Origin of the sequence: uncultured Sphingomonas sp. (genome assembly GCF_913777625.1) — a bacterium.
GTDB lineage: Bacteria > Pseudomonadota > Alphaproteobacteria > Sphingomonadales > Sphingomonadaceae > Sphingomonas.
In genome coordinates this window covers 1-19,718 of the sequence record NZ_CAJYTI010000034.1, presented here as the reverse complement: position 1 = coordinate 19,718, position 19,718 = coordinate 1, and the positions used below count along the sequence as shown (strand labels likewise).

General features: G+C 68.9%; 17 protein-coding genes. 8 read left to right on the top strand and 9 right to left on the bottom strand.

Features of this window, described 5'->3' with window-relative positions:
- Positions 1-11: 11 nt before the first annotated feature.
- The 7 genes from QZ814_RS16325 to QZ814_RS16295 form a co-directional block, all read right to left on the bottom strand.
- Positions 12-1,355 carry a gluconate:H+ symporter gene (locus tag QZ814_RS16325; RefSeq protein WP_294334319.1) on the bottom strand — a complete coding sequence of 448 codons (1,344 nt, stop codon included), beginning with the start codon at positions 1,353-1,355 and terminating at the stop codon, positions 12-14.
- Positions 1,355-3,589, bottom strand: coding sequence for a glycoside hydrolase family 3 N-terminal domain-containing protein (locus QZ814_RS16320; RefSeq protein ID WP_294334318.1), 2,235 nt, complete (start codon positions 3,587-3,589; stop codon positions 1,355-1,357). Before QZ814_RS16320 ends, QZ814_RS16325 begins: the two co-directional genes overlap by 1 nt.
- Positions 3,586-4,680: a Gfo/Idh/MocA family oxidoreductase gene (locus QZ814_RS16315; RefSeq protein WP_294334317.1), complete on the bottom strand. Its 1,095-nt coding sequence runs from the start codon at positions 4,678-4,680 to the stop codon at positions 3,586-3,588. Before QZ814_RS16315 ends, QZ814_RS16320 begins: the two co-directional genes overlap by 4 nt.
- Positions 4,681-4,790: 110 nt before the next feature.
- Positions 4,791-6,125, bottom strand: a complete 1,335-nt coding sequence (locus QZ814_RS16310; protein WP_294334316.1) for an ATP-binding protein — start codon at positions 6,123-6,125, stop codon at positions 4,791-4,793.
- The gene (locus QZ814_RS16305; RefSeq protein ID WP_294334315.1) at positions 6,122-6,844 is read right to left on the bottom strand and encodes a response regulator; all 723 of its coding nucleotides are present in this window, start codon (positions 6,842-6,844) and stop codon (positions 6,122-6,124) included. The genes QZ814_RS16310 and QZ814_RS16305 overlap by 4 nt, the downstream gene beginning before the upstream one ends.
- A gap of 68 nt (positions 6,845-6,912) precedes the next feature.
- The gene (locus tag QZ814_RS16300) at positions 6,913-8,214 is read right to left on the bottom strand and encodes a M28 family metallopeptidase (protein WP_294334314.1); all 1,302 of its coding nucleotides are present in this window, start codon (positions 8,212-8,214) and stop codon (positions 6,913-6,915) included.
- A gap of 35 nt (positions 8,215-8,249) precedes the next feature.
- The gene (locus QZ814_RS16295; RefSeq protein WP_294334313.1) at positions 8,250-8,705 is read right to left on the bottom strand and encodes a universal stress protein; all 456 of its coding nucleotides are present in this window, start codon (positions 8,703-8,705) and stop codon (positions 8,250-8,252) included.
- 130 nt (positions 8,706-8,835) lie between these two features.
- Here QZ814_RS16295 and QZ814_RS16290 point away from each other — a divergent pair, with 130 nt between their 5' ends.
- From QZ814_RS16290 to QZ814_RS16260, 7 genes are all read left to right on the top strand, one after another.
- Positions 8,836-10,131, top strand: a complete 1,296-nt coding sequence (locus tag QZ814_RS16290; RefSeq protein ID WP_294334312.1) for a pyruvate dehydrogenase complex dihydrolipoamide acetyltransferase — start codon at positions 8,836-8,838, stop codon at positions 10,129-10,131.
- A gap of 13 nt (positions 10,132-10,144) precedes the next feature.
- The gene (locus QZ814_RS16285) at positions 10,145-10,369 is read left to right on the top strand and encodes a hypothetical protein (RefSeq protein WP_294334311.1); all 225 of its coding nucleotides are present in this window, start codon (positions 10,145-10,147) and stop codon (positions 10,367-10,369) included.
- Positions 10,362-10,757 (top strand): acyl-CoA thioesterase, encoded by a 396-nt coding sequence (locus QZ814_RS16280; RefSeq protein WP_294334310.1) that lies wholly within the window; start codon positions 10,362-10,364, stop codon positions 10,755-10,757. The genes QZ814_RS16285 and QZ814_RS16280 overlap by 8 nt, the downstream gene beginning before the upstream one ends.
- Positions 10,757-11,350, top strand: a complete 594-nt coding sequence (locus tag QZ814_RS16275; RefSeq protein WP_365898860.1) for a DUF559 domain-containing protein — start codon at positions 10,757-10,759, stop codon at positions 11,348-11,350. The genes QZ814_RS16280 and QZ814_RS16275 overlap by 1 nt, the downstream gene beginning before the upstream one ends.
- Complete coding sequence (gene lpdA, locus QZ814_RS16270) at positions 11,343-12,740, top strand: dihydrolipoyl dehydrogenase (RefSeq protein WP_294334309.1); 1,398 nt, start codon at positions 11,343-11,345, stop codon at positions 12,738-12,740. Before QZ814_RS16275 ends, lpdA begins: the two co-directional genes overlap by 8 nt.
- Positions 12,741-12,895: 155 nt before the next feature.
- Positions 12,896-14,371: a hypothetical protein gene (locus tag QZ814_RS16265; protein ID WP_294334308.1), complete on the top strand. Its 1,476-nt coding sequence runs from the start codon at positions 12,896-12,898 to the stop codon at positions 14,369-14,371.
- 68 nt (positions 14,372-14,439) lie between these two features.
- Entirely contained in the window at positions 14,440-16,014 is a 1,575-nt protein-coding gene (locus QZ814_RS16260; RefSeq protein ID WP_294334307.1) for an alpha-L-arabinofuranosidase C-terminal domain-containing protein, read from the top strand.
- A gap of 141 nt (positions 16,015-16,155) precedes the next feature.
- On the opposite strand, the gene araD1 is transcribed toward QZ814_RS16260, so the two are convergent.
- Positions 16,156-17,151 (bottom strand): AraD1 family protein, encoded by a 996-nt coding sequence (araD1, locus tag QZ814_RS16255; protein ID WP_294334306.1) that lies wholly within the window; start codon positions 17,149-17,151, stop codon positions 16,156-16,158.
- Between the two features lie 123 nt (positions 17,152-17,274).
- Between araD1 and QZ814_RS16250 the strand changes: the two genes are divergently transcribed.
- On the top strand, positions 17,275-18,033 hold the full coding sequence (locus QZ814_RS16250) for an FCD domain-containing protein (protein WP_294334305.1): 759 nt from the start codon (positions 17,275-17,277) through the stop codon (positions 18,031-18,033).
- A 265-nt stretch (positions 18,034-18,298) separates the two neighbouring features.
- On the opposite strand, the gene QZ814_RS16245 is transcribed toward QZ814_RS16250, so the two are convergent.
- The gene (locus tag QZ814_RS16245) at positions 18,299-19,594 is read right to left on the bottom strand and encodes a sugar MFS transporter (protein WP_294334304.1); all 1,296 of its coding nucleotides are present in this window, start codon (positions 19,592-19,594) and stop codon (positions 18,299-18,301) included.
- Positions 19,595-19,718 lie beyond the last annotated feature (124 nt).

Below are 19,718 nucleotides of genomic sequence, written 5' to 3'. Positions count from 1 at the left end.
TCAGCATCCTCTCAGACGAACGGCCACAGCAGCAGCGCCATGCCGAAACTGGTCAATCCGGCGATGGTGGCACCGATGGTCCAGCTGCGAAAGGTCTGCGCCTCGGTGAGGCCGAGATATTGCTTCACCAGCCAGAAGCCGGTGTCGTTGACATGGCTCGCCACCGTCGCGCCCGCACCGATCGCGACAGTGACCAGCGCGATCCGGTCCGGCCCCAACCCGGCCGCGGTGATCAGCGGCGCGGCGAGCCCGGCGGCGGTGACCATCGAGACCGTGGCCGAGCCCTGCGCCACCCGGACGAATGCTGCGAGCAGGAAGGCGAAGACCGGAATCGAGACCTGCGCCGCCTGCACCGCCAGGGTGATCTGCTTGCCCGCGCCCGAATCGATCAGCACTTCCTTGTAGGCCGCGCCCGCACCGATGATCAGCACCATCAGCCCGGCCGGCTCCAGCGCGCGGGTGCTGATCTTCGAGAGCGTCTCGAACCCCGCCCCCGCCTTGAAGCGCAGCCATGCCATCGCGCCCAGCACCGCGAGCATCAGCGCGGTGAAGGGGTGGCCGAGGAACACCAGCGCCGTGCGCGCCGGCCCCGGCGCCATCGCCTCGCTGGCGACGGTGCCGATCAGGATCAGCGCCAGCGGCAGCAGCATCGCGGCGAGCGCGGGGCCGAAGCCGACCGCCCCGGTCTGCGGCGCACCTTCGTCGAGCATCGGCGGCGCGCCGATCGCGCCGTGGCCGGGCGCGCCATGGGCGAGCTTGGCGAAGACCGGCCCCGCGAGGATCGCCGAGGGGATGCCGCAGATCAGGCCATAGAGCGCCATCCGGCCATAGTCGGTGTGGAGCAGCTCGGCGACGGCGACCGGCCCCGGATGCGGCGGAAGCAGCGCGTGCATCGTCATCAGCCCGGCAAGGAGCGGCAGCGCGAAGTAGGTGATCCGCCGCTCGGCCCGCACCGCCAGCGTGGTGAGCAAGGGCGCAAGGATGATGAAGGCGACGTCGAAGAACAGCGGCACGCCGACGACGATGCCGATCGCGGTGAGCGCCCAGGGCACCCGCTTCTCGCCGAACCAATCGAGCAGCCGCCGCGCGATCGCCTGCACGCCGCCCGAGGCTTCGAGCATCCCGCCCAGCACCGCGCCGAGCCCGATCACCACCGCGACCGAGCCGAGTGCGTCGCCCGTGCCCTTCTTGATCGCGGCGATCACCGCCTGCGGATCGTTGCCGAAGACGAGGCCGGTCGCCAGCGCCACCAGCAGCAGCGCGACGAAGGGCTGGAGCTTGAGGCGCAGCACCAGCAGGATCACCGTCGCGATGCTGCCGGCGACGATGAGCAGCGTATGCCAGGGCTCGCCCATCACGCGACCTCCACCCTGGTGGCAAGCGAGGCAGCGGGCACCTGCCCTTCGGCGCCTGCGGTGATACGGAACCTAGCTTCGCTCTTCAGATCGGCCGAGGAGGCGCCGGCCATCAGCCGGATCTCGCCTGCCTCGACGATCCATTTGCCATCGCGCCAGAAGGCGAACTGCTCGGGGGTGAGGGTGAAGCGCACGGTGCGCGTCTGCCCGGGCTTGAGGGTGATACGGGCAAAGCCCCGCAGCTCCGCCACCGGCCGCGAGACCGAAGCGACGGGATCGTTGGCGTAGAGCTGCACCACCTCCTCGACCGCCATCGTGCCGCGATTGGTGACCTGCACCGAGGCGGTGATGCGGCCGCCGGGCGCGAGCGTCTCGGCGCCGAGCGTCAGGGGGCCATAGGCAATCTCGCCATAGGTCAGGCCGTGGCCGAAGGCGAAGAGCGGGCCGATCTCGGTATCGTGATAGCGCGCACTGTCCACCGCGAGATCGGGATTGGCCGGGCGGCCGGTGGGGAGATGGGCATAGCTCTGCGGCGACTGGCCGGTGCGGCGCGGCATGCCGATCGGCAGGCGACCGCCGGGGGCGGCCTTGCCGGTGAGGATCTCGGCGATGGCGGGGCCGCTCTCGATGCCGAGCAGCCAAGTCTGCAGCACGGCAGGCACGCCGGCCAGCTCGCGTTCGAGCGCGAGCGGACGGCCGCCCATCAGGATCGCGACGATCGGCTTGCCGGTGCCCTTCAGCGCCTCGAGCAGGGCCGCCTGACCGTCGGGAAGTCCGATCTCCGCATAGCTGCGCGCCTCGCCGGTGCGGTCATAGTCCTCGCCGAGCGCGACCAGCACCACATCGGCGCGCTTCGCCGCCTCGACGGCGGCGGCGACATCGGTGCCCGACTGATACTCGGCACCCGCCAGCGCCGCCTTGAGCGTCACTGCGTCAGTCGCCTGCCCCCGCGCGCGCCACGAACCGATCGCCGAGGACGCATCGTCCGCCAGCGCGCCGATCAGCGCGAGCTTGGCGCCCGCCTTGAGCGGCAGCACCGCACCGTCGTTGCGCAGCAGCACCACCGAGCGCTTGGCGAGGTCGCGCGCCTCGCTCCGCCGCAGCGGCGCCTTGTCGCGCGCCGGATCGCCGAAGCCATAGGGATCGTCGAACAGCCCCAGCCGCGCCTTGGTGGCGAGGATGCGCCCCACTGCTTCGTCGATCAGCGGCACGAGGCTGGCATCGGCCGTCGCGGCTTCGGCGAGGTAGGTCGCGTAGCTGCCGCTCGCCATGTCCATGTCGACGCCCGCCTTGAGCGCGAGCACCGCGGCCTCGCGCGCATCGGCGGCGATGCCGTGGTTGACCAGCTCGCGGATCGCGTTCCAGTCGCTCACGACCAGCCCCTGATAGTGCCACTGGGCGCGCAGGAAGCCGCGGACCAGATCGGCGTTCGCGGTCATCGGCACGCCGTCGAGCGCGTTGAACGCGGTCATGAAGCTGCCCGCGCCGGCCCGTGATGCCGCATGGAAGGGCGGCAGATAGACTTCGTTGAGCGTCCGGGGCCCCACTTCCGCGCTGTCATAGTCCCGGCCGCCTTCCGCCGCGCCGTACCCGACGAAATGCTTGGCGCAGGCAATCATCCGCATGCCCTTGGCCAAATCGGCGCCCTGGAAGCCGGCGACCTGCGCCTCGGCGATGCGGCTGCCCAGATAGGCATCCTCGCCCGCGCCCTCGACCACCCGGCCCCAGCGCGGATCGCGCGCGATGTCGACCATGGGCGTGAAGGTCCAGTGCAGCCCCGCCGCCCAGGCCTCTTCCGCCGCGATCCGCGCCGCCTGCTCGGCAACCTCGGGGTCCCAGCTCGCCGCCAGTGCCATCGGCACCGGCAGGATCGTGCGATAGCCATGGATCACGTCCATCGCGAACAGCAGCGGGATCTTGAGCCGCGATTCCTCGACGGCCACCCGCTGCAGGTCGCGCAGCGGCTCGGCGCCGGCGACGTGGAGGAACGCGCCCATCTCGCCCTTGCGCACCCGGTCGAGCATCGCCGCGTCGAGCTTCGAGTTGAGCGATTTCTGCCGCCCCCCGGCGATCTGGTTCATCTGCCCGACCTTTTCGGCCAGCGTCATCTGGCCGATCAGCGCCTGGATGCGGGCGCGGTGGTCGGCGCCGAGCGGCCGGGCGGCGCGGGCGAGCGGGGTCCAGGCAGACGCGGCCAGCACCGCGCCTGCCGCCAGTACATCGCGGCGCTTCATGCCAGCGGGATCGCCCGGTGTTCGCGCGCCGCGCGGTAGATCGCCTCGATCAGCCGCATGTCGCGCAGGCCTTCCTCGCCCGAGACGATGGGCTCGCGCCCGCTCAGGATGCATTCGGGCAGATGGTCGAGCTGGCGGACGAACTGGTTCTTGGCCGGCTTGGGCAGCACCACCTGCTCGCGCTTGCCGTCCAGCCGGGTCCACATTTCCTGCCCCTCGTAATTGGTGGCGGGCTCCAGCTCGACCCACCCCTTCCGGCCGGTGACGCGGTAATGATTATGGTTCGAGCTGTAGCTGGAGACGCAATCGGCGATCAGCCCGCTGGGGAAGCGGAACTGCCAGTCGATCCGGTCCTCCACCGTCTTGAAGCGCGGATCGCTGCGATCGGTAAACTCCATCGCGCTGACCTCGACCGGCTCCTCGCCGGAGAGATAGCGCGCGGCGTTGAGGCTGTAGATGCCGATGTCCATCATCGATCCGCCGCCGGACAGCGCCCTGTCGAGCCGCCACTGGTCCGGCGACGCATAGAAGCCATGCTCGGCGAAGATCAGCGTCGGCTTGCCGAGCGCGCCGGACTTCACCGTCTCGATCGCCTTCAGATTGTACGGCTCGAAATGGCAGCGATAGCCGATCATCAGCTTCTTGCCGGCCTTCTTGGCGGCCGCGATCATCGCCTGGCATTCGGCGACCGACACCGCCATCGGCTTCTCGCACATCACATGCTTGCCGGCCTGGTGGGCGCGGATCGTGTATTCGGCGTGCATCGAGTTGGGCAGCACGACATAGACGATATCGATGTCCGGATTGTCGCGTATCCGGTCGTACGTCTCGTAGCTGTACTGGTGCGTCTTCGGGATGCCGTACTCGGCGCCATATTTCGCCAGCTTGGCGGGCGTGCCGCTCACCAGCGCCTTGAGCTCGGCGAACTCGCAGTCCTTGAGGTTGGGCAGGATCTGCTGGGTGGCGTAATAGCCGAGGCCGACCACCGCATAGCCGAGCTTGCGCTTGGGGGCCGCCGCCGCCGATCCGCCGAGCGCACTGGCCACTACCCCGGCGCCGATCCCGCCGAGCACGTCGCGTCGCGTTCCCATGATCCTCCTCCTCGTCCCCCGCGGCCTGTGGGTGCCGCGTGGCCGACAGCGGTATCAATATTGGCGGAGGGGAGCCAGTAGCTCAGGGTATTAGATCGAAGATATTGAAATCAAAGCGGAAGCGTCGCCGTGGCGCACAGCCCGCCGCCATCGCGCCGATGCAGGGTGATGTCGCCGCCATGCGCCCGCGCCGTGGCCCGGGCGCTGGCGAGACCGAGCCCCATGCCGCCGGTATCGCGGTTGCGCGAGCGCTCGCCGCGAAAGAACGGATCGAACACCCGCTCCATGTCTTCGTCGGGGATGCCCGGGCCGCGGTCGCGTACCGCGATCACTGCCTCGTGCTCGCGCGGGAAGATCACCAGCTCGGCACCGCCGGCATATTTGATGGCATTGCCCACCAGATTGGCGAGCATCGCCTTCAGCGCCACCGGATCGGCCTCCACCACCAGCGGGTCGCCCGCCTCCAGCGTCACCGCGGCGCCGCGATCGGCGGCATCGTCGACCACCGTCTCGGCGAGCGAGCGCAGGTCGAGCGGCCGGCGCACGCCGATGCGGCTGGCATCGCGCACATAGGCCATCACCGCCGAGATCATCGCCTGCATCTCGCGGATATCGCCTTCGCAGGGCTGGCGGATTGCCGGATCGGCATCCTCGATGCGCAGGCCCAGCCGCATCAGCGGGGTGCGCAGATCATGTGCGACCGCCGCGATCATCGTCGCGCGATCGTCGACATAGCGATTGAGCCGCGCCTGCATGTCGTTGAACGCCCGCGCCGCCTCGGCGATTTCGGTCGGCCCGTCCAATTCGATCGGCGGCGCGCGGGGATCCCGACCCAGCCGCTCGGCGGCGCGGGCAAAGGCACCGATCGGGCGGGCGAAGCGCTGCGCCAGCGCCCAGGCGAAGGGCGCCACCGCCAGCGCCGACAGGATCAGCCAGGCAAAGACGAACAGCCGCCACGGCTCGATCGTCGGGCCGGCCGAAATCTCGATCCAGCGGCCATCGGGCTGGCGGACAAAGGCCTCGAAGCCGCCAACGATGACGACATCGTTCGCGGCTGCCCGGGTGGGTGGCGGCGGGTTGGGCGGCACGCTGGCGCGATCATAGACAGGGTGGCGCTGCAGAAAGCCGACCGGAAAGTCGACGACGACCTGCTCGGCGGGGATGCCCAGCGCCATGGCGATCGCAACCTGGGTGCGTTCGCCGCGCGGGCTCCACGTCGCGACGGGCGGGCGGGCGACGACCCGCGTATCGAAGTCGAGCGGCAGCTTCGCGGGGTTCCGGATCGCCTGGACGATCTGCCCCACCGAATAGAGCCGGGCATCGGGCGTCCGGATGGCGAACAGCAGCCCCAGGTTGAGCAGCTGCACCACCACCACGCAGGCGAGCATGCGAACGAAAATGCGTACGAACAGCGGCGATCGGGGTGCCGCCGCGGCAGCCTTCATGCGCGGGTCACACGGGGGACGAACAGATAGCCTTCGTTGCGCACGGTGCGGATGATCTCGTCGGCACCGGCGCGCAACTTGCGGCGCAGGCGGCTGACCTGCACGTCGATCGCGCGATCATAGGCATCCGAATCGGGGCCGCGCGCCGCCGCCAGCAGTGCCTCGCGGGTCAGCACCCGGCGCGGGCGTTCGATGAACACGCGCAACACCGCGAACTCGCCGTCGGTGAGGCCGACCAGCACGCCTTCGGGGTCGAACAGCTCGTGGCTGCCCAGATCGATGCGCCAGCCCTCGAAGGAATAGACGTCGCCGGCGGGCGGCGTGGCCGTGCTGCCGCGCTTGCGCAGCGCCGCGCGCACCGTGGCGAGGATCTCGCGCGGGCTGCACGGCTTGGGAAGATAGTGACCGGCGCCCACTTCGAGGCCGAGGATCCGGTCCTGCTCCTCGCCCAGGGCGCTCAGCAGGATCACGTCGGGCCCGTCGGCGGTGGCGATGCGGCGGCAGGCGGACAGGCCGTCCTCGCCCGGCATCATCACGTCGAGGATCACCAGATCGACCGGCATCTTCTCGAGGATGGCATCCATGTCGCGGGCGTTGGACGCGGTCTCGACGCGGTAGCCGCGCGCGCCCAGGCTGTTCGCCAGCAGCAGGCGGATGTCGCGATCGTCATCGACCACGAGCAGCGTTGCGGGATCGTCGGACGCGGGATGGGTTGCCATGACTGTACTCGACTCTTGAAACATGCTGCCCCCGCTCGCCGACCCTATGGACCCGGACGCGCCGCGGTTCAACGTTCGCGCACCGGGCGGGCGCCGAAGCTGACCAGGCTCTCCGCGCCGTCCGCCGCCACGGCCGACACGCCGACAAAGGTGTCGTCGACGATGATGCCCTTCAGCACCGTCTCGGTCTGGCTGGCGGGGACGTCGACATGCGCCGTCCAGGCCGCGCTGTCGGCCGGGCGCCACCACACCCGGTACTTGGCCGCGCCCGGCACCGCGGGCCATTTCACCGTCGTGTCGGTAGCCAGCGCGCCGCTGAGGATCACCGGCTCCGGCGCGGCGGGTGCACTGGCGAGGCGGCGCAGCGTCGCGACGTTGAGCGCGGTCACCTTCGCCAGATAGGGAAAGTCCATCCGGTCGACCGTGTCGCCGTACACCTTGCCTGCTTCGGTGCGCAGGTCCTGATGCTGCGCGTCGTAATTCTCGACGCCGACCGAGAAGCGCACCGCCGGATAGCCGAGCGCGAGGAACGGCGAATGGTCGCCGCCGCGCCCGAAGCGGTCCGGCCGGCGGACCATCAGCACCTTCAGCCCCTTGGGATCGGCGGCCGCCACGCCGCGGATCGCCTTGGCCAGCGCGCGGCTGGGGCCATCATCCTCGCCGCCATCGGCACGGCGCGCCTTGGTCTCGGCCAGCGTCTCGGAATCGCGGGCGCCTTCCGAGAAGATGCGGACCCGGTCCGCCACGCGGCGACCGTCCTGGCCGATGGTGTTGCCGACGATGTCGTTGTTGAGCACCGCCGAGACGACCCAGCCACGCTCCTTCGCGGTCTCGGCGAGCAGCTGGCCGCCATACAGCCCCTGCTCCTCGCCCGAGAGCGCGGCATAGACGATCGTCGCCTTGAACCTGTGCTTCGACAGGATCCGCGCCGATTCCAGCACCAGTGCCACGCCCGAGGCATCGTCATTGGCGCCGGGGGCATCGGCGGTGGCGTTCATCACATCGGTCACGCGGCTGTCGATATGGCCCATCACGATCACCACGCGATTGGGCTCGCTGCCGCGCTGGATGCCGAGCACGTCGACGATCCGCACGCCGCCGGGAGCACGGGGGCCCTTGAATTCGCGTGCGACCTCGCTGGTCTCGATACAGCCGCCACAGGCCGCGCCGATCTTCTGGAGTTCGCCGCCGAACCAGCGCCGCGCCGCGCCGATGCCGCGCGTGGGGTTGTCGGGGTCGGACAGCGTGTGGCGCGTGCCGAAGCCGACCAGCGTCTCCACCGTCGCCTTCAGCCGCTGCGGATCGGGGCGCTCCTGCGCGGCGGCAGGCGTGGCGAGCAGGGCGAACGGCAAAAGGGCGAGGATGCGCATAGGCTTATGCTGGCGCGCCCGGCCGCGCGGGTCAATCAGCTCAGACGATCGATCGCATCCATGTCGAGCGAGCCGGGGATGATCATCACCGGCACGGTCAGCTTGCCGGCATCGGCGCCGGTGAAGTGGGCGACCAGCTTGCCCGGTGCGCCGCTGGGGGCGGCCCCCAGCACCAGCGCGGCGATGGCGCTATTGGCCGCCAGCATCTCGCGCACCACCTTCGGCCCGTCGCCCTCGCGCACCGTGATCGAGGGTGTCAGCCCGGACTCCGAAAACAGCGTGCCCGCCGCGCGCATCACCAGCGCCTCGGCGCGTTCGCGCGCTTCCTCCTCGATCGTCGCCATCACGCCGCCCCACTGAACGAACTCGGCCGGGGGAATCAGCGCGAGGATTTCGACATTGCCGCCGGTCTTGGTCGCCCGCCGTGCGGCGAAGCGCAGCGCGATCTCGGCCTCGGGCGAATCGTCGATCACCACCAGATAGGTGCGCATGGGAAGCTTCCTCGCAGTCCTGCGTTCAGTGGACTGCCGCGGCCTCCGGCGCAAGAGCGGGGCTTGACCCTAAAGTTTACGGCGGCAAAGGAGGGGCAAGCCACCCCCAGGACCAACGACGGGAACCTTCATGGGAATCGAAATCAAGATGCCGGCACTTTCTCCCACCATGGAGGAGGGCACGCTTGCCAAGTGGCTCGTCAAGGAAGGCGACACGGTGAAATCCGGCGACCTGCTTGCCGAGATCGAAACCGACAAGGCGACGATGGAATTCGAAGCGGTCGACGAAGGCGTGATCGGGAAGATCCTGGTCGCCGAAGGGACCGATAACGTTAAGGTCGGCACCGTGATCGCGGTGATCGCCGGCGAAGGCGAGGACGTCTCCTCCGCCACCGCCGCGCCCGCGCCGAGCCCGACCCCTGCCTCCGCACCGGCGCCGACTCCGGCTGCCAGCGCCCTAGCACCGACTCCCGCCCCGGCCGCACAGCCCGCCGCTGCTGCAGGCTCGCGCGTCAAGGCGAGTCCGCTCGCCCGCCGCATCGCCGCCGACAAGGGCGTCGATCTCGCCGGCGTGACCGGCTCGGGCCCGAACGGCCGCATCGTCAAGGCCGACGTCGAAGGCGCCAAGCCGGGTGCCGCTCCGGCCGCCGCGCCGGCCGCTGCCGCCGCCGCCCCTGCCCCGACGGCTACTGCGCCTGCCGCAGCCGAAACCAAGGCCGTCTGGTTCGACGACTCGATCCCGCACGAGGAAGAGAAGCTCTCGAACATCCGCAAGACGATCGCGCGTCGCCTCACCGAGTCGAAGCAGACCGTTCCGCACATCTACCTCACGGTCGACATCCGCCTCGACGCGCTGCTCAAGCTGCGCGGTGAGCTCAACAAGGCGCTCGAGGCGCGCGGCGTGAAGCTGTCGGTCAACGATCTGCTGATCAAGGCGCTCGGCGTGGCGCTGGCCCGCACGCCCAAGTGCAACGTCACCTACACGGGTGAGAAGCTGATCAAGTACAGCCGCGCCGACGTGTCGGTCGCGGTGTCGACGCCCACCGGCCTGATCACCCCGATCATCAAGGACGCGGCGAACAAGAGCGTCTCGGCGATCGCGACCGAGATGAAGGACCTCGCCGCCCGCGCCCGCGAGGGCAAGCTGCAGCCGCACGAATATCAGGGCGGCACCGCCAGCCTGTCCAACATGGGCATGTACGGCATCAAGCAGTTCGAAGCGGTGATCAACCCGCCGCAGGGCATGATCATGGCGATCGGCGCGGGCGAGAAGCGCCCCTACATCATCGACGACGCGCTCGGCGTGGCGACGGTGATGAGCGCCACCGGCAGCTTCGACCACCGCGCCATCGACGGTGCCGACGGGGCCGAGATGATGAAGATCTTCAAGGAACTCGTCGAAGCCCCGATGGGCATGATCGCCTGATCGGAGCCGGGCGGTGCGCGTTCTCGTAGAAGTGATCCATATCGTGGTCGGACTGATCGCGGCATGCATCATCGCGTCGCTCGCCGCCTGGTCGTACCGCCGCGCCACCCACGACATCTGGCTGGTCGCCTATGTCGTGATGGTGGCGGTGGTGGCGATGGGCATCGGTCCGCTCCGCCGTGCCTATGCGGAAGACCGCGCCCGCTTGCACGGCAGCCAGGAGGCTCGCGATGATTGACCAACAGGGCGGCCCGCCCGATCGCCAGCCGGCGATCCGGGTGACGACGATGCCGGCCGATACCAACCCCTATGGCGACATCTTCGGCGGCTGGCTGATGAGCCAGATGGACATGGCGGCGGGGCTCTTCGCCTCGCGCTATTCGCGCGGCCGCGCGGTGACGGTTGCGGTGGAGGGGATGAAGTTCCACTCCCCCGTCTCGGTCGGCGACGAGGTCTCGGTCTATGCCGAACTGGTCAAGGTCGGCCGCACCTCGATGACCATCGAGATCCAGGCCTGGCGGCGCGGCCGGCATGTCGAGGAAAGCTGCCTGGTGACGCAGGCGCAGTTCGTGTTCGTCGCGATCGACGAGCACAAGCGCCCGCGGCCGGTGGAGGCGATTGCGTGATGATGGGAATGGATAGCGAAGGAACGGGCATCGAGCCCGTCCCTTCGCTGCCCCCTCTCCCCGGCCCTCCCCCGAAAGGAGGGAGGGAGCGCAGTCTCGAAGCGCAATCTTCTTCTTCCCCCTCCCCCCTTGCGGGGGAGGGAGGGGCCCGCCGCGCAGCGGTGGGAGGGAGAGGGCGCGCGCGCGCTAGAGCGCGCGAAATGCGCAAGAGCCCGACCGAAGCCGAACGCCGCCTCTGGTCGCTCCTCCGCGCCAAGCGGCTCGCAGGCTGGAAGTGGAAGCGCCAACAGAAGCTGGGGCGCTACATCGTCGACTTCGTGTGCCTTGAGGCGCGGATCATCGTCGAAGCCGATGGATCGCAGCATATCGGCAGCGACTACGACACCACCCGCGACGCATGGATAAAGGCGCAAGGCTTCACCATCTTGCGCTTCTACAACAACGACATCCTCGCCGACACGGACGCGGTGGCCACCGCCATCCTGTCGGCCCTGAACGCGGCCGCCGGGGCATCGAGCCCCGCCGCCCGCACCCCTCTCCCCAGCCCTCCCCCGCAAGGGGGGAGGGAGCAGAAGGAAGCACACCTTGGCTGAATCCTACGACGTCATCGTTCTCGGCTCGGGCCCCGGCGGCTATGTCGCGGCGATCCGGGCGGCCCAGCTGGGCCTGAAGACCGCCATTGTCGAGCGCGAGCTGCTCGGCGGCATCTGCCTCAACTGGGGCTGCATCCCCACCAAGGCGCTGCTGCGCTCGGCGGAAATCTTCCACTATATGCAGCATGCCAAGGATTACGGCCTGATCGCCAACCAGATCAGCGCCGATCTGGACGCGGTAGTGAAGCGCTCGCGCGGCGTCGCCAAGCAGCTCAATCAGGGCGTCACGCACCTGATGAAGAAGAACAAGATCGCCGTCCACATGGGCACCGGCGTGCTCACCGCGAAGGGCAAGCTGACCGTCACCGCCGCCGACGGCAAGAAGACCGATCTGGAGGCGAAGAACATCATCGTCGCGACCGGCGCGCGCGCCCGCGACCTGCCCTTCGCCAAGGCCGACGGCAAGCGCATCTGGACCTATCGCCACGCGATGACGCCCACCGAGATGCCGACCAAGCTGCTGGTCATCGGCTCGGGCGCGATCGGCGTGGAGTTCGCCAGCTTCTACAACGACATGGGCGCCAAGGTGACGATCGTCGAGATGCTCGACCGGATCGTGCCGGTGGAAGACAAGGACGTCTCCGCCCACCTCGAAAAGGCGTTCAAGAAGCAGGGGATGACCATCCTCACCCAGACCGGCGTCGAAAAGCTCGACGTGACCGCGACCGGCGTGAAGGCGTCGATCAAGGACAAGGACGGCAAGGTGACGGTGGAGGAATTCAGCCACGTCATCGTCGCGATCGGCATCGTGCCGAACACCGAGAATATCGGGCTCGAGACGCTGGGCGTGAAGACCGAGCGCGGCCATATCGTCACCGACGGCGCCTGCCGCACCAATGTCGAGGGCCTGTGGGCGATCGGCGACGTCACCGCGCCGCCGTGGCTCGCGCACAAGGCCAGCCATGAGGGCGTGATCGCGGCCGAAGCCATCAACGGCGGCCACCCGCATGCGATGGACCCGCGCAACATCCCGGGCTGCACCTATTGCCACCCGCAGATCGCCAGTGTCGGCCTCACCGAAGCGAAGGCCAAGGAAGCCGGCTATGACTTGAAGGTCGGCAACTTCCCGTTCATCGGCAACGGCAAGGCGATCGCGCTCGGCGAGCCGGAAGGCTTCGTCAAGACGGTGTTCGACGCCAAGACCGGCGAGCTGCTCGGCGCCCACATGATCGGCGCGGAAGTGACCGAGATGATCCAGGGCTACACGATCGGCAAGACCGGCGAGCTGACCGAGGCCGAGCTGATGGAAACGGTGTTCCCGCACCCGACGATCAGCGAGACGATGCACGAATCCGTGCTCGGCGCCTATGGCCGCATGCTCCACATGTGAGCGACATCGGCGGGGGACCGCTTCCCCCGCCCCTTCCCTGCGGCGGATGCCGCATGACGGCAGGCGGATCGTTCCGCCTGCCGCTTTCGCATGCGCCGCCGCTGGGCTAGACCGGCGCTCCTGCCCCTCTGGAGCCCACAGGTCCCCGCCAGCGCATGTCCAGCAGCTTCTCGCGTTCCTCCTTCGGCAACTCCTCGCGAGGGCGCGCGCTGCAGCGAAAGCCGATCGGGCCCCGTCGCAAGGCGATCTCGGCGCTGATCGTCGGCGCGCTGCTGGCCGCGATCAGCCTCGCCTTTTTCTGGCCCGGCGTCGCCAGCTACGACAGCGTCGTCCAGTATCAGCAGGTGCTGACCGGCGACTTTGACGACTGGCATCCTCCGGCGATGGCGCGGCTATGGGCGGTGGTGCATGGGGCGGGCTGGCAGGGCCAGGCGCCGCTGTTCGTGCTCCAGCTGCTGCTCTACTGGGGCGGCCTGACGCTGTTTGCCGGCGCACTGGCGCGCCGCCGCCAGGCGATCGCCGCGCTCGTCGTGCTGCTGATCGGCCTCTGGCCGCCGCTGCTCGGCTGGCAGATCGCGGTGCTGAAGGACTCGCAGATGACCGGCGCGATCGTCGCGGCCGTCGGCGTGGCAAGCTGGTGGCGGCTCGACGGGCGGCGACTGCCGCTGCCGGCGGCGGCGCTCGTCCTGCTGCTGCTCGGCTATGCGACGCTGGTCCGGTTCAACGCCGCCTTCGCCACCGTGCCCCTCGCCTTCGGCCTGCTCGGCGGGCTGCGCTGGGACCGGCCGCTGTTCCATGCGGTCCTGGTCCTCGCCGCCACCGCGGCGGTGATCGGGCTGCTGACCCCGATCAACCAGCGCCTGCTCCAGGCCAAGCCGAGCGGGGTCGAACGCTCGCTGCCGCTGTTCGACCTTGCCGGCATCGCCCATCATGCCGGGCCGGAGGCCGTGCCGCTCGTCCCTGCCCGCCTCTGGCGCCGCGCCGAGGCCAAGGGCTGCCTCACCCCGATCCTGTGGGACCCGATCGGCGACGAGGCGGCGTGCGGCTATATCGTCGACACGATGCAGCGCACCGCGCCCGGCGCCAAGCTGCGCACGGCCTGGCTGCAGGCGATCGCCTCCCACCCGCTCGCCTATGCCCAGCACCGCGTCGCGCACTGGAACAGCGAGATGCGGATCTGGATGCCCGCCACCATGCCCGGCACCGGTCCGCTCGCCCGCTCCGAGCCGAACACGATCGGCCTGGGCTCGCCGGACAAGCGGATCACCGGCTTCCAGAAGGCGGGCTACACGCTGGCGAGCAGCGCGGCCGGTGCACCGATCCTGTGGTTCGCGGTGGCGATCGGCGTGCTGTTCTGCACCTGGCCCGCACGCGACGGTGCCGGCGGCGTCGCGGTGACGCTGGCGCTCTCCGCCATCCTTACCGAACTCGCCTTCGGCGTGGTCGGGGTCGCCTCGGACTATCGCTATCACATCTGGGGGATGCTCGCCGCCGGGCTGGGGCTTCTCGCGGCCACCGGCACCCGCGTATCGCCGCGCCGCGCCCTGCTCGCAGCGCTGGGCGTGGCGATCGTCGCGGCGGTGTTGATCCTCGCACGCGCGACCCTGCCACCGGCGATGCCACCGCTCTGAACATCGCCTATTTTGTCGGAGTAGAATCCATGGCATTGATCCCCTGAGAAAATCTCAGGGAGGATTCCATGCTTCGAAAGACATTGCTGGTGGGAGCCGCGCTGCTGCTCACGCCCATGCCGGTGTTGGCGCAGGACGTTAACGTTACCGTGGACGCCGCCAAGCCGGGCACCACGATCGACCGCCACATCTTCGGCCAGTTCGCCGAGCATCTCGGCAACGGCATCTATGGTGGCATCTGGGTCGGCAAGGATTCGCCGATTCCCAATACCCGCGGCATCCGCAAGGACGTGGTCGCCGCCCTCCGCGCGATCAAGGTGCCGGTGGTGCGCTGGCCGGGCGGCTGCTTCGCCGACGAATATCACTGGCGCGACGGCATCGGCCCGCAGGACAAGCGCCGCAGCAGCGTCAACACCAACTGGGGCGGATCGGGCGAGCCGAACAGCTTCGGCACCGACGAGTTCATGGATTTCGCCGACCAGGTCGGCGCGGAGGCCTATGTCTCGGTGAACGTCGGCTCGGGCACGATCCAGGAGGCGGCCGACTGGCTCGCCTATATGACCGCCGACGCTTCCACCACCGCCGGCAAGGAGCGCGCCGCCAACGGCCATGTCGCGCCCTACAAGGTCAAGTGGCTCGGCCTCGGCAACGAAAGCTGGGGCTGCGGCGGATCGATGCGGCCCGAGGCCTATATCGACCTGATGAAGCGCTTCGCCCGCTTCACCCACAATCTCGATCCCAGGCAGGGCGAGAAGGGCCCCGAGCCGATGCAGCGCATCGCCGTCGGGCCCAACGACAACGACACCAGCTATACCGAGGCGGTGATGGCGGCGTGGAAGGGCCATGACTGGGCCTGGAACATCGAGGGCCTGTCGATGCACGCCTATACCACCGGCGGCTGGCCGCCCTCCTATCCGAGCGTCGGGTTCGACGAGACCGGCTATGCCAAGCTGGTCAAGGCCGCGCTGGCGATGGACGGGATGATCGCCAAGCACGCGGCGATCATGGACAAGTACGATCCCGAGAAGAAGGTGCCGCTGGCGATCGACGAATGGGGCGTGTGGCTGGCGCCGCTGCCGGGCTCGAACCCGGGCTTCCTCACCCAGCAGAACTCGCTGCGCGACGCGATCATCGCCGCGCTGCACTTCAACATCTTCGCCCGCCATGCCGATCGGGTGCGGATGACCAACATCGCCCAGATGATCAACGTGCTCCAGGCGATGATCCTCACCGACAAGGAGAAGATGGTCCTCACCCCGACCTACCACGTGTTCCGCATGTACGTGCCGTTCCAGGATGCGCAGGCGGTGCCGGTGTCGTTCGACGCGGGTACCTACACGCACGACGGCGTGACGATGCCGCGCGTCGACGCGATCGCGGCGCGGGGCAAGGACGGCAAGCTGTGGCTGGCGGTGACCAACTTGGATGCGGCCAAGCCGGCGCGGATCGCGGTGACGTTCGCGGGGCTGACCGCGAAGAGCGCCAAGGGCGAGGTGCTGACCGCGGCCAAGGTCGATGCGGTCAACAGCTTCGCGGCGCCGAACACGGTGATCCCGAAGCCGATCAGCGGCGCGGTGGCCAAGGGCGCCGTGACGCTGGAGCTGCCGGCCAAGTCGGTCGCGGTCGTGGAAATCGAGGGGTAAAGATCCTCCCCGGTACGGGGAGGGGGACCGCCGCCGAAGGCGGTGGTGGTGGGGAGCTTCCTCACCGGACTCGCTCGCTGCGATCCCCCTCCACCATGCTGCGCATGGTCCCCCCTCCCCGGTACGGGGAGGATTTTCAGGTCAGAGCGTCTTCACCGTCATCAGCCCGGTGTCTTCCACCTGCGCCAGCGGGTTGCGCAGCGGCAGGGTAAAGGGCGCGGCCTCGATCTCGAACGTGTCGCCCACTTCCGTCTTCACCCCGTCGCTGAACGACAGCGTCGCGGTGCCGAAAAAATGGACGTGCACGTCGCCCGGCTGGCGGAACAGGTCGTACTTGAAGTGGTGATGCTCGAGATTGCCGAGGGTGTGCGACATGTTCGCCTCGCCCGACAGGAACGGCTTTTCCCACAGCGTGTCGCCGTTCCGCACGATCCGGCTGGTGCCGCGCACGTCGCTCGGCGCCTCGCCGACCAGCAGTTCCGGCCCGAGCGCTGCCTGGCGCAGCTTGGAGTGCGCCAGCCACAGATAATTGTGCCGCTCGGTCACATGGTCGCTGAACTCGTTGGCGAGGCACAGGCCGAGGCGATACGGGGTGCCGTCCGGACCGATCAGGTAGATGCCGGCCAGCTCGGGCTCCTCGCCGCCGTCCTGCGCGAAGCCGGGCGACACCAGCGGCGCGCCCGGGCCGACGAGATGATGGCCATTGCCCTTGTAGAACCATTCCGGCTGCTGGCCGATCGCGCCGGCGGCGGGCTTGCCGCCCTCGACGCCTTCGAGGAACATCCGCATGGAATCGGTCTTGTGCTCGGCCGCCGCGGCGTCGCGGTGCATCTTGTCGCGCCCCTCGGCCGAGCCGAGATGGGTCAGGCCGGTGCCGGTCAGCACCAGATGCGCGCCGTCCGGATGGTCGATCGGCGCGAGCAGCAGGCCCGCCGCCAGCGCCTCGGCCGGATCCACCGCGCCTTCGCGTCCCGCTGCGGCCACCGCTTCCGCGAGCGACTGGCCCGCTTCGATCGCCTGGAGCGCGAGGCTGCGGACATCGGTGGCGCCGCGCACGAACCCCGCGCCCGATTCGTCGGCGGCGACCACCCGCCGCACGCCGTCCGCCCCACGATACTGCATCAGTCGCAACGCCATTCCACTGCTCCTCAACCTCGGTTTAGTCCGACATATTCGGGTCTGTCGCGAATGGCAACGCACATCGTTTGCGGGACTGCCCCGCTTCGCGCTACACATGGATCTATGCAGGAGAGCGAACGGATGGCACTGGACGATCAGGCGGATGGCGTGGACGAGGCTGGCGTGCAGCCGATCACCCGCACGCCCAAGGGATCCGGCCGCCGTTTGCGCGGAGCAATCGCGCATTATCTGGGCACCCAGATCGTCTCCGGCGCGATCGCGCCCGGCGAGAAGCTGACCGGCGAAGTCGCCAATGCCGAGGCGCTCGACGTGTCGCGCAGCGCCTATCGCGAGGCGGTGCAGGTGCTCACCGCCAAGGGGCTGGTGGAAAGCCGCCCCAAGGCCGGCACCCGCGTGCTGCCGCGCGCGCGCTGGAACATGCTCGATCCGCAGGTGCTCGCCTGGGCCTTTTCCGGCGAGCCCGATGTCGAGTTCGTCCGCGACCTGTTCGAGCTGCGCGCGGTGGTGGAGCCCGCCGCCGCCCGCCTCGCCGCGGAGCGCCGCGACCGCGACGACGTGAAGGCGATGCGCGACGCGCTCGCCAAGATGCGCCGCCACACGCTGGCGACCGACGCCGGCCGCGCCGCCGACCGCGACTTCCACGACGCGCTGCTGGAGGCCACGCACAACAATGCGCTGATCGCGCTGAGCGCGAGCATCGGCGCGGCGGTGAGTTGGACGACCAAGTACAAGCAGCGCGCCCGCGCCCTGCCCCGCGATCCGGTGCCGGATCACATCAAGGTGTTCGACGCGATCGCTGCCGGGGATGCCGATGCCGCCGCGGCCGCGATGCGCACGCTGGTCGACCTCGCGCTGGAAGACACCCAGCTCTCGATGTGAGAGCATAGGGGTCGGCGGGCCGTTGCCTTGCCAACGGCACCCGGCGAGGCTTTCCTACACACGATGTTTATGCTTTGTTCTATGCCTGTCGATCCAGGATCGGTGCGGAGGGCAATGCTTGTGTCGTTTTCCCGGAACTTTCGGAACTTTCGACGCCCGGCCCGGGCGCGACGGTGATCGGGTGCGGGGCCCGCGCAGACTGCGATGTCGCGTCCCAACCGGCATCGCCTCCCCCGGACCGGGTCCGAGGGAGGCGCACACCGGATCAGTCCTCGATCGCGTTGGTCGGCTTGGCGCCCCACAGCGCGTAGAACAGGATGTAGAGTTCGCAGATCGCGGTGAGGATGAAGGAGTGCTGCAGGCCATAGGTATCGGCCAGCCAGCCCTGCACCGCCACCAGCGCGCCGCCGGCGATCGCCATGATCAGCAGCCCCGAGCCTTCCTCGGTCAGCGGACCGAGGCCGCGGATGCCGAGGGTGAAGATCGTCGGGAACATGATCGAGTGGAACAGGCCCACCAGGATCAGCGACCACATCGCCACTTCGCCCTGGGTGAACACCGTCACCATCATCACGATGAACGCGCCGATCGAGAAGGCGGCGAGCACGGCCGTCGCGGGCACCTTCTGCATGATCGCCGAGCCGACGAAGCGGCCGACCATCATCCCGCCCCACAGCAGGGTGAGGTAGCGGCCCGCCTGCTCGGTGGTCATGTTACCGATTTCCGGACGGCTGACGAAGTTCACGAACAGGTTGCCGACGCCGATCTCGGCGATCAGATAGATGAAGATCGCGCCGATGCCGAACACCAGGTTGCGATGCTTCCACAGCGAGTGGTTCTTGCGATCCTCCTTGGCGACGCGGCTGGTCGCTGATCCCATGGCGGGCAGCGGGAAGCGCGCGATCACGAGGGCAAGGACGACCAGCACGACCGCGACCAGGCCATAGGGCAGGACGACGGCATGGGCATCGGCCAGACGCTCCGCCTGGGTCAGCGCGGCGCTACCGGCTTCCGCCGTGCCGCCCTTCGAGCGGCCGAGGATAAGGTACGCGCCGAACAGCGGGGCGAGCATCGTGCCCATCGAGTTCATCGCCTGGACGAGGTTCAGGCGCGACGACGCCGTGTCCGCCGGGCCGAGCACCGCGACATAGGGATTGGCCGCGACTTGGAGCAGGGTGATGCCGCTGGCGATCACGAACAGCATCAGCAGGGTGACGCCGTAGGAGGGCAGCGATGCCGCCAGCATCATGCCGACCGCCCCCGCCGCCATGATCAGCAGGCCGGTCACCAGCGACTTCTGATACCCGATCCGCTCGATCAGCTTGGCCGAGGGGATGGAGGCGAAGAAATAGGCGATGAACCAGACGCTCTCGATCAGCGAGGCCTGGAAATAGCTGAGGTCGAACACGCTGCGTAAGTGGGGCAGCAGTGTCCCGTTGATGACGGTGATGAACCCCCACATGAAGAACAGGCTGGCCAGCAGCGTCAGCGCGGGCGCGTAGCTGGCCCCGGCGGGGCTGGTCGCACCCCCGGCGGAGCGCGCGGAAATCGGGGCCGGCATCCTGGTCTTCTCCCTGTGCTTTGGCACCGCGGGACGGTTTGTTCCGTCGCATCGCTTGCCCTATTCGATTTTGTCTGACTATATGCGGTAACGCATGGCGTCAACGGCGGCATGGGGACGAAAG

Coding starts and splice junctions, on each gene's coding strand:
- QZ814_RS16325 (WP_294334319.1), bottom strand. CDS start 1,355: ATGGGCGAGCCCTGGCATACGCTGCTCATCGTCGCCGGCAGCATCGCG.
- QZ814_RS16320 (WP_294334318.1), bottom strand. CDS start 3,589: ATGAAGCGCCGCGATGTACTGGCGGCAGGCGCGGTGCTGGCCGCGTCT.
- QZ814_RS16315 (WP_294334317.1), bottom strand. CDS start 4,680: ATGGGAACGCGACGCGACGTGCTCGGCGGGATCGGCGCCGGGGTAGTG.
- QZ814_RS16310 (WP_294334316.1), bottom strand. CDS start 6,125: ATGAAGGCTGCCGCGGCGGCACCCCGATCGCCGCTGTTCGTACGCATT.
- QZ814_RS16305 (WP_294334315.1), bottom strand. CDS start 6,844: ATGGCAACCCATCCCGCGTCCGACGATCCCGCAACGCTGCTCGTGGTC.
- QZ814_RS16300 (WP_294334314.1), bottom strand. CDS start 8,214: ATGCGCATCCTCGCCCTTTTGCCGTTCGCCCTGCTCGCCACGCCTGCC.
- QZ814_RS16295 (WP_294334313.1), bottom strand. CDS start 8,705: ATGCGCACCTATCTGGTGGTGATCGACGATTCGCCCGAGGCCGAGATC.
- QZ814_RS16290 (WP_294334312.1), top strand. CDS start 8,836: ATGGGAATCGAAATCAAGATGCCGGCACTTTCTCCCACCATGGAGGAG.
- QZ814_RS16280 (WP_294334310.1), top strand. CDS start 10,362: ATGATTGACCAACAGGGCGGCCCGCCCGATCGCCAGCCGGCGATCCGG.
- QZ814_RS16275 (WP_365898860.1), top strand. CDS start 10,757: ATGATGGGAATGGATAGCGAAGGAACGGGCATCGAGCCCGTCCCTTCG.
- QZ814_RS16265 (WP_294334308.1), top strand. CDS start 12,896: ATGTCCAGCAGCTTCTCGCGTTCCTCCTTCGGCAACTCCTCGCGAGGG.
- QZ814_RS16260 (WP_294334307.1), top strand. CDS start 14,440: ATGCTTCGAAAGACATTGCTGGTGGGAGCCGCGCTGCTGCTCACGCCC.
- araD1 (WP_294334306.1), bottom strand. CDS start 17,151: ATGGCGTTGCGACTGATGCAGTATCGTGGGGCGGACGGCGTGCGGCGG.
- QZ814_RS16250 (WP_294334305.1), top strand. CDS start 17,275: ATGGCACTGGACGATCAGGCGGATGGCGTGGACGAGGCTGGCGTGCAG.
- QZ814_RS16245 (WP_294334304.1), bottom strand. CDS start 19,594: ATGCCGGCCCCGATTTCCGCGCGCTCCGCCGGGGGTGCGACCAGCCCC.